The following is a 14,513-nucleotide window of genomic DNA, read 5'->3' as shown; positions in this document are numbered from 1 at the left end:
CCTAAAACAGATGAGTTTTCTGCACCTTAAGTGAAAAGGAAATGGGAGACTTAAACCGCCGCCGGTAAGGTGATATGGAAAGTGGTGCCCTGGCGCTCCTGGCTTTCTACGTCTATGGAGCCACCGTGCTGCTCCACTAATTGGCGGCAGATGCTCAGGCCCAGACCTGTGGATTTTTCGCCCTGCAGGCCGCGTCTCCTGGCTTTGGAGAATCGGTCAAACAACAAAGGCCGCATCCTTTCTGGAATCCCGATGCCATTGTCTGATACCTCCAGCAGGAGCTTTTTCTTTTCCTCGCGCACCTTGATCCTGATTTTGCCCTGGGCCGGGGTGAACTTCACGGCATTGGACACCAGGTTATTCAACACCCGGTGGAAGCGCTCTTTGTTCAGGTTGGCGTACAGCGGGCTAGCAGGGTGGGAGAGCAGCAGGTTTCGGGAGCCTTGCAGCTGGGTTTGCCATTCTTCTTGCACATCCTGCAGCAAGGCGCACAGATCCATTTTCTCCAGCGGAATGGTTTCCTGCTGCTCCTCGCGGGCAATGAACAGCAACTCATTGATGGTAAGGCGCGAGTTCTGGCAACTGGTTAAGATCAGGTTCAGATACTGTTGTTCCTGCTCGGGGGTGAGGTTCTTCTTCTGCAGCAGAGAGGTAATCATCTCAATGTTGTTGAAGGGGCTTCTCAGGTCATGCGCCACCACGCCCAAAATCTCAGATTTGGCCTGGCTTATCTTCTGGATCTCGCGGTTCTTTTCCTCAATCTCCTTCAGCTGAATGAAATGGTTGGCCCGGTAGCTGTACATCACGCGGGAAAGCACCAGAAAGCAAAGCAAGATTACAAAGGACACGCAATGGTTCAGGACCACCTGCTCTGGGTTGAGGCCGGAGAAATGCAGCACCAAGGTGAAAGCCAGTGCCGTTAAGGAGACCAGCACCAGGGTCTCATAATACTCAAAGTCCCAGAGAAAAGCCACCGTAACCAGCCCCAGTAAGTACATGGTGAGGGTATTGCGGGGGTTAGACTGCGCGATGAACGTAATGCCCAGGCAGCAGGAAATAAATGCAAACCCGAAGGCCAGGCACAGTGCCTGCGCAAGCCACAAAGGGTATTGGCGCTTCTGGTTGAGGTGAAGAAAGCCCTCTACCCCTAAAGCCATTGCCGAGGCCAGCGCCAGCGAGATATTCAGGCCACGGAAGAAAGTGACATGCGCGGTCTGGTTCAGAAAAGGAAAAACCAGGGGTAAAAGCAAAATCCCACAGGTTACCGCCAGGGCAAGGTTGCCCACCAGCCTCAGTTTCCTCAGGTTTTCTGGTAGATAATGTGCCCGGAACTGGAAAGAATGCGGCTGGGCGGGCGTGTCAAAAAAGTAAAATTTCAAGCCAATACGGTGCTAATAGAATAGGTAAAGCAGAGCCCTGGAAAAACAGGTTTCTGCTTTGCTACAAAGGTACGAAAAGTCTTGCATCTCCGGATTTCTACTTATCCGTATTTTCCTCATCGGCTACAAATAATTCTATCTGATAGTGAGGTGAATAGACCAGAAAATAAAAGCATCTTCAGGGGCTTTTTGCCCGGTTCAAGTTGGCATTTGTCCGTATAAAAATATATTTGATTTAGCCCAGAAAAGCGTGTGTTTTTGGCAAGATGTTTGGTTTAAAAGCAATAGGAGAATTTTTCTCCTATGACCCAATTAGCAAACTGGCTAGTGCCCCAAACATGAAGCCGCTGTCTAGTTTAAACCTATGTTACATGAAAACCTTTATTAACAACTTGTGGGTCTGGGGAGCTTTGCTGCTTCTGACCCTCAGCCTGGCTTCTCCACCAGAAGCGCAGGCCCGTCCGGGAGACCAGGTGTCTTTCCAGACGTTCTATGACGAACTGGACCGCTACGGTCGCTGGATTCGGGACCCCGAGTACGGCTATGTGTGGTCGCCTACGGTGGAGCGCGGCTTTCAGCCGTATGCCACCCGGGGCCATTGGGTCATGACCGAATACGGCAACACCTGGGTCTCTGATTACGACTGGGGTTGGGCCCCGTTCCACTACGGTCGCTGGATTTACGACGACTACGAAGGATGGCTGTGGATTCCGGGTTCTGAGTGGGGACCGGCCTGGGTAGACTGGCGCAACGGCGGCGGCTACTACGGATGGGCGCCTATGGGGCCGCGCGTGACCTACATAGTGCCTGCCGTGCGGTGGGTGTTTGTGCCGGTGATGTACATCACCAGTCCGCGCATCTATGACTATTGCGTGCCCAGAACCCGGGTGGTGAACATCTACCACAATACTACCATCATCAATAACTACTATGAGCGGGACAACCGCCGCTATAACTACGGACCCCGAAACCAGGACATAGAGCGGGCCACTAACCGCAAGGTGAACATTTACCGCGTAGACCGCGACAACCGGCCCGGCAGAACCTCGGTGGCCGAGAACTCCGTCCGGATCTACCGCCCAGACGTGAACACGCGCCGCGAGGAAGCACCAACCCGCCTGGCCAGCCGTGACAATCGTTCCCGTTTGTCAGACCAAGGCACCGTAGGCCGATCTGACCGCAGCAGCAACACCAACCGTGCTGGCATGGAAAGCGGTTCTACCCGCAGCCGTACCGTGGACGGGGGCACTGCTTCGCAAAACCGAACTGGGCTGGAACAAACTTCAGAGCAGCGCAGCACCGCCGGCGAGTACGGCCGCACCCGGGAATCTGGCCGGAGAACATCCGCTGGCTACGGGGAGGACGCCACCCAAACCCGTACCAGCAGACCAGATTACCAGCAACGTTCAGATGAATCCGGCACTGCCGAGGTTCGCACCCGCTCCGGTGTTCAGGAATCGAGACAACGCTCTGAGGGAGGTTATTCTCCCCGCAGAACAGAGGCTCCAACAAGCCAGGGACAGTATGAGCCGCGCAGCCGGCAGGAACCTAGCTCACAGGGCCAGTACCAGCAGCGTAGCCGCGAGGTTTCCGCCCCGTCACAACAAGCCCCGGCCCAGCGCCAGTCTGCTCCCCGCCAGGAACCCTCCTCCGGTAGAAGAGAGAGTAGCCGAGGTGGAAGAAATTAAAGAGAGTTTTTGATTTAATGAATGATGAGAAAGCCGCACTTCTTTGAGGTGCGGTTTTTTGTTTAAGGGATGATTTTGCAAAAATGAGGTCAAACCCGCAGGAAATCCAGAATCAGCTTATTCACTTGATCAGGCTGTTCATGATGGAGCCAGTGGGTGGCCTCTTCCAGAAAGATCAGTTGGCCGTTCTGGCACTGGTCTATGCTGGGTTGCGCCAACTCGGTGCCCAGGAATTGGTCCTGCTTTCCCCAAAGCATCAGGGTAGGGACTCCTATTTTGTGGCCTGGTTCTATGGGGTTGTATTTATAGGCACGGTACCAGTTGATCATGGCCTCCAGGGCACCAGGCAGGCGCCAGGCTTCTTTGTAAGTCTCCAGATCCTGTTCAGTGAAGGTGTTGGGCTGCGCCGATCTGGTCAAAGTGCTTTCCAGCAGTTTGAAATCAAAGGAGCTGTTCAGAGTTTCGGGCACCCAGGGAAGCTGGAAGAAACCGGCGTACCAGCTCCGGAGCATCTGCTTGGGGTTGTGGGTGAGGTGGTGGTGGATGACCTGCGGGTGCGGCATGTTCAGGATCACCAGTTTCTCCAGCAAGTCCTGATGGTGCAGGGCCAGGTTCCAGGCGACCGCTCCGCCCCAGTCTTGCCCAACCAACATTACTTTCCGGTCTGTGAGTTGCGGAATCAGCTCGGCAATGTCTCTGGTTAATTCATCAATGGTATAGGCTTCTATTCCCTCGGGTTTGCTGCTCAAATTATAGCCTCTTTGGTCTGGCGCCACCGCAAGCCAACCCTCCTCCGAGAAAAAGCGGAGTTGTTTTTCCCAACCGTACCAAAACTCCGGGAATCCGTGCAGAAACAAGATTACCTTACCATCCTCAGGTCCTGCCTGCGCCACCTGAAGTTGGATGCCGTTGGTGTTGTAGAAGTTTGTCCTTATCTCCATGGTGGGCCTTTGGTTATCCAGTCTTCTACGAGAAAGTAGAGGATAATTCTATTTATAGCCTGTTTTTCGGAAAACTGCTTTGAAACAAACCTGCACCGCCTGCTCAAAAGACCTCGTAGCGTCCGGAGGACCTGCAAGCGTCTTTGCCAATAGCGTTTCGAACGGCAAGGGCAACCACAAGGGATTGCCCCTACATGATCAGATATCGTGAGAGATCAGGAATAACTGAGAGACAAGGCGGTTCCTAGTCTCTAGAATGGCTGCAAACCAAGGACTTTTTTAGAAAACAGACCCTAAACGGAAAAGCCCCGCCTCACCAAGCAGGTAAGAACGGGGCTTTAAATAATGTCGTGCTACTACTTAAAACAGCTGGTACTTAGAAAGCTCCTTGGAAGGCAGTTCTGAAGAACCCATCAGGTAGACGTCAATGGCGCGGGCGGCTTCGCGGCCGTCTGAGATGGCCCAGACCACCAGCGACTGTCCGCGGCAGGCGTCACCGGCCGAGAAGATGCCGGGTACGTTCGTTTGCCAGTCGTTCAATTTGAAATTGCCACGGCGGTCCAGTTCGAATTTGAAGTTGGAGGTAAACGCGTCATGCTCCGGCCGCTCATAACCGATGGCAATCAGAGCCAGGTCGCAGGGCAGGATGCGCTCGCTGTTGGGTTTCTCGGTGTACTCAGACTGGTTTTTCCACTCCAGTTCCACCACCCGCAGGCCTTTCACGTGCCCGTTTTCATCGGCGATGAACTCTTTGTTGAGCCAGCCCCAGCTCCGCTCACAGCCCTCTTCGTGCGAGGAGGAAGACGAAAGCGTGACAGCCACTTCCGGCCAAGGATTGGTAGGGTGGCGCTCCGTGGACGGCATATAGCGGTACTGCAGCTGGGTCACCGATTTAGCGAACTGGCGGTTGGCCGTGCCTACGCAATCTGAGCCGGTATCGCCGCCGCCAATCACCAGCACGTGCTTGCCATAGGCGTTGATGTCGTTCTGCGGGGCAATCTCAGTGCCGTCTACCCGGCGGTTCTGCAGGCCCAGGTAATCCATGGCGAAATGGATGCCTTTGAGGTGATTGCCCGGGATGGCGATGGCCCGTGGTTTGGTAGACCCGATGCACAGCAGCACAGCATCGTATTTTCGGTACAGTTTCTTTAACGTAGTGTCCTGGCCGATTTTGCGGTTGTACTTGAACTTGATGCCTTCTGCTTCCAGAATGGCCAGGCGGCGGTCAATGGTCCACTTCTCCAGCTTGAAATCGGGGATACCGTAGCGCAACAGGCCACCGGCTTTCTCGTCTTTCTCAAACACGGTGACTTTGTGCCCGGCTTTGTTCAACTGGGCAGCAGCCGCTAATCCGGCCGGGCCTGAACCTACTACGGCAACCTTTTTGCCGGTTCTGTGCAACGGCGGCTGAGGTTTCACCAGACCCAGCTCAAAGGACTTCTCGGCTATGGATTTCTCAATGTGCTCAATGGCTACGGCCGGTTTGTTGATGGCCAGCACACAACTGCTCTCGCACGGGGCGGGGCAGATGCGGCCGGTGAACTCCGGGAAGTTGTTTGTGCTATAAAGCACGCGCACGGCCCGTTCCCAATCACCCTCAGACACCGCATCGTTGAAATCCGGGATCAGGTTGCCCAGCGGACAGCCGTTGTGACAGAAAGGGATGCCGCAATCCATGCAGCGGGAGGCCTGTTGTTTCGTCTTTTCTTCCGGAAAAGGAAGGTATATCTCGTTGGAGTCGTTTACCCGAACCTTAGGGTCGCGGGTGCCCGGCACCTCGCGGTTGTATTTCAAGAATCCGTCTGCTATTCCCATTACGCCAATATTCTTTCAGTTTCTTTATCTTTTAATTGCAGGGCCTTCTTCAGGTCATGCGGCATTACTTTCCGGAAGTGGTCGCGGTGGATTTCCCAGTTTTCCAGGAACTCGCGGGCCAGGACACTGCCGGTGTAGGCCACGTGCTCCTGTAGTTTCTCCACAATCCAGAGCAGGTCATCGGCGTCTGGTTCTTCCATGCCTACCATGTCCAGGTTCAATTGGTCTACATGGTTAGGATCTGGAGCGTAGATGTATGCCATGCCACCGCTCATACCCGCCGCGAAGTTCTTCCCGATCTCACCCAGCACCAGCACTTTCCCGCCGGTCATGTACTCGCAACCATGGTCGCCGATGCCTTCCACCACGGCCTCGGCACCCGAGTTCCGCACGCAGAAACGCTCACCAGCCAAACCGTTGATGTATACCTTGCCGGCGGTAGCGCCGTACAGCGCCACGTTGCCCGTGATGATGTGCTCATGCGCCAGGTACTGGCTTTCCTTGAAGGGCTGCAAAATCAGTTTTCCGCCCGAAAGCCCTTTGCCCAGGTAGTCGTTGGCTTCGCCGTACAACTTGATGGTAATGCCCGGGGCCAGGAAAGCGCCCAAACTCTGTCCCGCCGACCCGTAGAACGTAGCCCGGAAAGAGTCTTCGGGCAAGCCGTGTTTCCCGAAGTTGCGGGAGATTTCATACGAGAGCATGGTGCCCACCGCGCGGTCCACGTTGTTGATGCGGTATTCCACCTCGGTGTTGCCTCTCTTCAGGTCCCGGATAAGTTTTTTGTCCAACACTTTGGCAATCTCGTGGTCCTGCTCAATCTGTTTGTAGGTACCTACGTTTCTGGGCGCGTACTCCTGGTGGAAGATAGGAGAGAGGTCCAGGTTCTTGAGTTTCCAGTGGTTCAGGTCGGTTCTGATCTTGAGCACCTGTGACTGGCCCACCATCTCGTTGATGGTCCGGAAGCCCAGGGAGGCCATGATCTGCCGCAACTCCATGGCCATGAAGGTGAACAGATTCACCACGTGGTCAGGGTCGCCGGTGAAAAGAGCGCGCAGTTCAGGGTTCTGGGTAGCAATACCAACCGGGCAGGTGTTCAGGTGGCACTTGCGCATCATGATACAACCTTCGGTGATAAGCGCGGCGGTGGCTACCCCGTATTCCTCGGCGCCCAGCAAAGTGGCCACGGCCAGGTCATAGCCGGTCAGAATCTTGCCATCGGTCTGGAGCACCACGCGGCTGCGCAGGTTGTTTTTGATGAGCGTCTGGTGCGCCTCGGCTAAACCAATTTCCCAGGGCAGACCGGTGTGGCGGATAGAACTCAGCGGACTGGCCCCTGTACCACCGTCAGCGCCGGAGATCATGATGGCATCAGCTTTGGCTTTGGCCACGCCTGAGGCGATGGTGCCCACGCCGGCCTCGGCCACCAGCTTCACGTTGATGCGCGCTCTGGGGTTGGCATTCTTCAGGTCGAAGATCAACTGTTTTAAGTCCTCAATGGAGTAGATGTCATGGTGCGGCGGCGGTGAGATCAGGCCTACGCCAGGCGTAGAGCAGCGCACGCGGGCAATCCAGTGGTCTACTTTGTGGCCAGGCAGCTGACCGCCTTCACCGGGTTTCGCGCCTTGGGCGATTTTGATCTGGATTTCATCGGCGTTCGCCAGGTAGTGGCTCGTGACGCCAAATCGGCCTGAGGCCACCTGTTTTACGCGTGAAATCTCAGAATCACCGTTAGGCTTCCGGATGAAGCGGGCCTCATCCTCGCCGCCCTCGCCGCTGTTACTTTTGCCCCCGATGCGGTTCATGGCAATAGCCAGCGTGCTGTGCGCCTCATAGGAAATAGAGCCAAATGACATAGCGCCCGTAGCGAACCGCTTGAGGATGCAGGAAACAGGCTCCACCTCATCCAGAGGCACCGACTGCCGCTTCCGGAACTCAAACAGGTTGCGCAGCGTGATAGCGGTTTCCTGCTGGTGCTCCCTTATGGACTTGGAATACTCTTTATATAATAAGTAGTCGTTCAGGCGGGTGGATTTCTGCAGCAGGTGAATCACCTTGGGCGTGAGCAAATGCTCTTCGCCATCGCGGCGCCACTGGTAATACCCGCCGGATTCCAGCAGGTTCTCATGGTCTGGGTACGCCGATTGGTGCTTGGTCAACGTCTCGCGCTCCAGGTCCTCAAAGTTTAGCCCTTCCAGGCGGTTGGTGGTGCCTTTAAAGCATTTCGCAATCACTTCCTGGCTCAGCCCCAGAATCTCAAATATCTGGGAGCTCTGGTAAGACTGCAGCGTGCTGATGCCCATTTTGGACAGGATCTTGAGCAAACCGTTGTCTACTGCGTAGATGAAGTTCTGGAAATAATGGGTGTACGGATGCTTGTTGTCCAGCTTCTGCTGGTCGTGCAGACCCTTGATGGTGTCATACACCAGGAACGGATACACCGCGCTGGCCCCGTACCCGATGATGGTAGCGAAGTGGTGAGTTTCCCAGGCATCGCCGGCTTCAACCACCAGCCCCGCCTTGGTACGGAGGCGTTTCTCAATTAAGTGGTGGTGCACCGCGCCTACCGCCAGCAAAGACGGAATAGCCGCCCGCTGTGCCTGGATGTTGCGGTTAGAGATGATCAGGATTTTCTTGCCGGCGCGTACGGCAGCCTCGGCCTCGGCGCAGATCCGGTCTATCTCGCGTTGCAGGTTGCCCGTCTCGCGGGTAGAGAAAGTGGCGTCCAGGGTTTCGTGCTCAAAGCCTTCCTCTTTCAGGAATACCAGTTTCTGGAACTCCACGGGATCCATGACCGGCTGCGAGATATGGATCTGGCGGGTGTGCGCCTCAGACTCATCCAGGATATTCAAAGACTCACCCACGCGCGTGAACAAAGACATGACCAATCGCTCCCGGATGGAGTCAATAGGCGGGTTACTCACCTGCGCGAAGAACTGCTTGAAGTAGTTGGACACGTGCTGACTTTGGTGCGAGAGTACGGCCAAGGGCGTATCTGAGCCCATGCTGCCCACAGGCTCATAAGCGGTAGCGGCCATGGGCTCCACCACCATTTTAAGGTCCTCACGGGTGTAGCCGTACGCTTTCTGGCGCTGGCGCAGCTCCTCGGGCGTGCAGGGCTCCAGGAGCACCGCGGGCTCGGGGCGCAGTCTCAGTTTGATGCGGTTTTTCTGAATCCAGTCAAAATACGGCTTGTCATTGCAGACCAGCTGTTTGATCTCCTCATCTTCAATCACGCGGTTCTGGGAAATATCAGCTAAGAGCATTTTGCCAGGCTGCAGGCGGCCGCGTTTGATCACGTCTTTGGGGTCTACTGGCAAGGCACCCGTCTCGGATGCCATGATCAGGCGGCCTTGCTTGGTGAGGCAGTACCGCACGGGTCGCAGGCCGTTCCGGTCCAGGGTGGCGCCAATCTGGGTACCATCGGTGAAGAACAGGGCGGCCGGGCCGTCCCAGGGCTCCATCAGAGACGCGTGGAATTTGTAGAACGCCTTTTTATAGGTATCCATGTGCGGGTTGTTCTGCCAGGCCTCAGGCACCAGCATCATCATCACGTGCGGCAAGGGCCGGCCGGACAGCGTGAGCAGTTCCACCAAGGCATCCAGGTTGGCAGAGTCAGAGTCCTCTGGGTTAGTCACGGGCAAGAGCCACTGCATCTCTTCCTCGGTGAAAAGGGGAGAAGACATGAGTGCTTCTTTGGACTTCATCTTGTTCACGTTCCCCCGGATGGTGTTGATCTCACCGTTGTGCGCAATGAAGCGGAACGGCTGGGCCAGGCGCCAGTTGGGAAAAGTGTTCGTAGAGAATCGGGAGTGCACCACCGCTATCGCTGATTTGAAATCTGGGTGGCGCAGGTCATGGTAATAGCGCTCCAGCTGATCGGTTTTGAGCTGGCCTTTGTAGATGATGGTACGGGAAGAGAAACTGGCGATGTAGAAGGTGCCGTTCTCGCCGCGCACGTTTTTGCGGGTTTCATTGCTGATGAGGTTGCGCAGTACAAACAGCTTGCGCTCCAGGTCCTCACCTTTGATGGTAGGGTCTACCGGCTGCACAAACACCTGCTCAATGTACGGCTCCACGGCTTTGGCGCCGTGCCCGGGCACCTGGCTGTTGACCGGCACCAGGCGGTAGCCAATAAGGCTGAGGCCCAGTTTGCGCAGGCAGTTGTTCAGAATCTTGCGAGACTTCTCCCGCACCTCGTAAACGATGGGGAAAAAGACCATGCCCACACCGTAGCTACCCTCAGGCGGCAGGGTGATGGCAAACTCGGCCAGTTCTTTCTTGAAGAACTCGTGGGGCAATTGCACTAAGATACCGGCACCGTCGCCGGTCTCGGGGTCGCTGCCGGTGGCGCCACGGTGCTCCATGTTTTTGAGCATGGTGAGGGCGTCTTTAACCGTAGCATGTGATTTATGGCCGTCTAAATTGACTACACATCCAACACCGCAAGCATCGTGCTCTAGCTCGGGGGTATATAACCCTCTATTAAGTTCATCGGCCTGATTCATTCCTTTGTTTGTCTTGTTCGGGTAAGGGTGAATCAGTAATTTATGGGGTATTTTCTAAAGAATCAAGCTCTATTTTGAAGAATAATTAACAAACAAGTGTTAGTATTAATGAATTAGTAAGTTAATGTTTTGTTTGCTTTAAATATTTTAAAATAATTGTAGCTGATTGGGCTTTCATTATGAAAATAGAAATAGAGGAATAAATAAATTTTTAAGTATTTGATAATTAATGCCTTGTGAAATCGGCCTGAAATTTAAAACTGGGCTTAAAACGGTAAAAGCCTGACTTTCTGCTTTGTGCCTGTTTTTGGGAAAACAAGCTTAAAACAGAAAACCAGGCGTGAAAAGAAGGAAGCGACTGGAGGTGAAATCAGCCGATTACCTGTCTGGTTGCCACATGAGAATGAAATAGCCTTACCGGAGTGTTCCTTTCGCCTCGTCTTTGGTACGTTCCAGCAGGTAAAGCAGCAGCAAGGCCAACAGATTCACCGACACGAAGGAAATGCCCGCGTGAGTTCCAAAGCTGAAGTTGAAGGATGATAACGAGAACCGGAGCTTGAATACCCAGCTGGCCAGGAAATCAATGCCTACCCCCACCTTGAGACCTGCCACGTAATTGTAAGCCACGCCACTCATCCCGAAGCTGAACGCCTGCAGAATCTGGTTCACCATAGACAAGGTGTAGGCGGAGCGGGTCTTCTTCAAAAGCGAAAAGCCGCACCAGATAGAGAAGCCGTAGAGCAGGGCCGCCAGCAGAATGCCCACCCAGGTGGTGGCCGATGGATTCTCCAAAGCCGGAATCAACTTCAGGAATAAGCCCAGGCCCAGCAGACCTCCCACCAGTTGGTACACGCCTATAGCGGAAGAAAGGGTAAAAGCGGTTTTAGGGGCGTTTTGCGAAAATTGGCTCATAAACAGCATGCTTGTGTTTAGTAAAAAGCCCCGGTCTCAGGAGCCGGGGCTTTTGGTTTAAAGTTTATATAACCTAGTGGTGGTCAAAGTCAACGTCGCGGTATCTTTCGCGCAGTGCAGCCAGGCCTTTTTTACCGTAAGCCAGACGCGTGATCACCACGTACAGCACCGGCACAATAAAGATGGCCAGGAACGTAGCCGCCAGCATACCGCCAATTACCACCCAACCAATGGTCTGTCTTGACACGGCGCCCGCACCGGAAGCCAGTACCAGCGGTACCACCCCCAGAATAAAAGCCAGCGAGGTCATGATGATCGGGCGCAGACGCAGCCTTACCGCTTCAATGGTCGCCTCAATCAGCTCCATGCCTTTGTCTACCCGCTCTTTGGCGAACTCCACAATCAGGATGGCGTTTTTGGCGGCCAGACCAATAAGGGTAATCATCCCGATCTGGGCGTACACGTTGTTGTCCAGTTTAGGCAGGAAGGTGAGGGCCAGGATCGCCCCGAACATCCCCAGCGGAATGGCAAACAAGATAGAGAACGGAACTGACCAGCTTTCATAAAGGGCGGCCAGCAAGAGCAGTACCAGCACAATAGACAGCGCGAAAATGTAGACGGTACTGTTACCGGCCGCTAATTCCTCGCGGCTCAGGCCCGAGAAGTCGTAACCGTAACCGGCTGGCAGGGTTTGCGCGGCCACTTCTTCCAGAGCCTGCAAAGCCTGACCGCTACTGTAACCGGGTTTGGCGCTACCCGAGATCTCCACAGACCGGAACAGGTTATAGTGCGAGATCACCGCCGGATTCTCTTCCACCTTGGTGGTGATGAGGGCACTCAGTGGCACTGATTCTCCCTGGCGGTTGAGCACGTAGAACTGGTTCATGTTCTGGATGTCCATGCGGTAGGCGGTGTCTGCCTGGGCTACTACGCGGTAGTTTCGGCCGTAGCGGGTGAAGTCGTTGATGTAGCGGCTACCCATGTAAGAAGACATCGTCGCGAAAACATCGGTGAGGTTGATGCCCAGTTTCTTCACTTTTTCGCGGTCCACATCCACGTGGTAACCAGGGGTGCGGGTGTTGAAGAAGCTGTAGGCCATGGCAATTTCGGGACGTTGGTTCGCGGCGCCCAGGAACTGACCCATCACGCGCTCCATCTCCTTGATGTCACCAGCCGTGCGCTGCTCCAGCATGAAGCTGAAACCACCCGACTGACCCAGACCCGGAATGGCCGGCGGCGCCACCACAATGATGTTGGCTTCTTTAATGGCGCTGAAACGTTTGTTCAGATCGGCCATTACCCCTTGCAAGCGCATGGATTCTTCCTGTCTTTTCTCCCAGGGGTGCATCTGAATAAAGAAGGTACCACTGTTAGATTTGAACGAGAAGTTGATGGCATTCAGACCTGAGATAGAGGTGGAGTTCTTGATAGCCGGCACATCGCGCAGGATCACGGCCATTCTCTCAAGAATCGCCTGGGTGCGGTTCGCAGAGGAACCCTCCGGTAATTCAACGGAGATAAACAGACGTCCTTCATCCTCGGTAGGAATAAAGCCGGTTGGTTTATTCGCGAACAAGCCCACGGTGCCCACATACAAGCAGGCGAGTAGAATCAAAGCCAAAGGCGCTGCCTTGATGCTTCGGCGCACGCCGCCTGAGTAAGACTCGGTGGTCCTGGCAAACCAATTGTTGAACCGGTAAAAGAACTTGTTCAGACCTCTTGACTCGCGGCTCACGTTCATAGGGCGCAGCATGAGCGAGCAAAGTGCTGGGGTCAGCGTCAAGGCCACAAACGCCGAGATCAACACGGAGATAGCGATGGTGATAGCGAACTGCTGGTACAGACGGCCCACGATGCCGGGGATAAAGCCCACCGGGATGAAAACCGCCGCCAGGATCAAGGCAATGGCGATTACCGGCGCGGTGATGTCTTTCATGGCGCGGCGGGTAGCCTCCCTTGGCGATAACCGCTCATGGTCAATATAGTGCTGCACGGCCTCTACCACCACAATGGCGTCATCCACCACAATACCAATGGCCAGCACGAACCCGAACAAGGTCAACGTGTTGATGGTGAAGCCCAGTGGGATAAAGAAGATGAACGTCCCGATGATGGAAACCGGAATAGCCAGGATTGGTACCAGCGTGGCGCGCCAGCTCTGCAGGAACAGGAATACCACAATGATCACAAGCACCAGGGCCTCCAACAGCGTATGCACCACCTCATTGATAGAAACCTCCACCACAGACACTGACTCAAAAGAGACAATGTAATCCACGTCGGCGGGGAAGGTCTTTTTCATTTCTGTGAGGGCCGCGTAGATGCCCTCTGCAGTCTCTACTGCGTTGGAACCCGGCGCCTGGTAAATCAGCATAATCCCAGACGGGTTGCTGTTGATGGTAGCTTGCCGTCCGTAGTCAAACTGACCGAACTCAATACGGGCAACATCTTTCAAATACACCAGCGAGCCGTCCTCGGGGTTCGTGCGGATGATCACATTCCCGAACTCCTCCTGGGTTGCCAGACGTCCGCTTACAGTGATCGGGTACTGGAAAGCCTGGGTGTTGTACTGCGGCCTGCCGCCCACGGTACCAGCGGCTACCTGCAAGTTCTGTTCCTGGATGGCCGTTACAATCTGGTTTGCGCTCAGGTTGTACTGCGCCATTTTATCTGGCTGCAGCCACAGGCGCATACTGAAGTCCTGTCCAATGGAAGTCACGTCACCTACCCCTTTCACCCGCAGCAAGGCATCCTTAACGTAGATGTTGGTGTAGTTGTCCAGGTACTGGATGTCGTGGGTTTTGTTAGGGGAGTAGATCCCCACCACCATCAGGATACTGGGGTTTCGCTTTCTAACGGTCACGCCCAAACGACGCACTTCTTCTGGGAGGCTGGGCTCAGCCACGCTGGCGCGGTTCTGCACGTCCAGGGTAGCGATGTCAATGTCAGTGCCCACCTCAAAGATCACGCTCATGTTCATCTGCCCGGTACTGGTGTTGGTGGAGGTCAGATAAGCCATACCCGGCGTACCGTTGATCTGGGTTTCTATGGGCGTGGCCACCGTCTGCTCCACCGTCTGCGCATCGGCACCGGTGTAGTTCGCCGAAACCGATACCGTGGGCGGGGAGATGTCCGGGTACTGGGTGACGGGCAGGTTCATCATGGCCAGCGTTCCTACCAACACGATCACAATGGAGATCACGATGGCGGTGATGGGCCGTCTTATAAATACTTCAGATATCATACTCTTTCTGAAAAAACTATATTTTAAAT

The 14,513-nt window shown here is 54.8% G+C and carries 7 protein-coding genes; 1 reads left to right on the top strand and 6 read right to left on the bottom strand.

What is annotated here, in order from left to right; genetic code table 11:
• Positions 1-50: 50 nt before the first annotated feature.
• A complete protein-coding gene (locus J3P35_RS16665; RefSeq protein WP_210465804.1) occupies positions 51-1,379 on the bottom strand; it encodes a sensor histidine kinase in 1,329 nt (442 codons plus the stop codon).
• A gap of 371 nt (positions 1,380-1,750) precedes the next feature.
• Between J3P35_RS16665 and J3P35_RS16660 the strand changes: the two genes are divergently transcribed.
• The gene (locus J3P35_RS16660) at positions 1,751-3,067 is read left to right on the top strand and encodes a DUF6600 domain-containing protein (protein ID WP_210465803.1); all 1,317 of its coding nucleotides are present in this window, start codon (positions 1,751-1,753) and stop codon (positions 3,065-3,067) included.
• Between the two features lie 89 nt (positions 3,068-3,156).
• Here J3P35_RS16660 and J3P35_RS16655 read toward each other — a convergent pair whose 3' ends face one another.
• From J3P35_RS16655 to J3P35_RS16635, 5 genes are all read right to left on the bottom strand, one after another.
• Positions 3,157-4,008: an alpha/beta fold hydrolase gene (locus tag J3P35_RS16655; RefSeq protein ID WP_210465802.1), complete on the bottom strand. Its 852-nt coding sequence runs from the start codon at positions 4,006-4,008 to the stop codon at positions 3,157-3,159.
• A gap of 360 nt (positions 4,009-4,368) precedes the next feature.
• Positions 4,369-5,823: a glutamate synthase subunit beta gene (locus J3P35_RS16650; protein ID WP_210465801.1), complete on the bottom strand. Its 1,455-nt coding sequence runs from the start codon at positions 5,821-5,823 to the stop codon at positions 4,369-4,371.
• Positions 5,823-10,328 carry a glutamate synthase large subunit gene (gene gltB, locus J3P35_RS16645; RefSeq protein WP_210465800.1) on the bottom strand — a complete coding sequence of 1,502 codons (4,506 nt, stop codon included), beginning with the start codon at positions 10,326-10,328 and terminating at the stop codon, positions 5,823-5,825. The genes J3P35_RS16650 and gltB overlap by 1 nt, the downstream gene beginning before the upstream one ends.
• A 414-nt stretch (positions 10,329-10,742) precedes the next feature.
• Positions 10,743-11,240 (bottom strand): hypothetical protein, encoded by a 498-nt coding sequence (locus tag J3P35_RS16640; protein WP_210465799.1) that lies wholly within the window; start codon positions 11,238-11,240, stop codon positions 10,743-10,745.
• 73 nt (positions 11,241-11,313) lie between these two features.
• A complete protein-coding gene (locus J3P35_RS16635; RefSeq protein ID WP_210465798.1) occupies positions 11,314-14,484 on the bottom strand; it encodes an efflux RND transporter permease subunit in 3,171 nt (1,056 codons plus the stop codon).
• Positions 14,485-14,513: the final 29 nt, after the last annotated feature.

This window comes from Rufibacter roseolus (genome assembly GCF_017916365.1).
In the GTDB taxonomy this organism is placed as follows: domain Bacteria; phylum Bacteroidota; class Bacteroidia; order Cytophagales; family Hymenobacteraceae; genus Nibribacter; species Nibribacter roseolus.
This window is presented reverse-complemented; position numbering and strand designations above follow the sequence as displayed.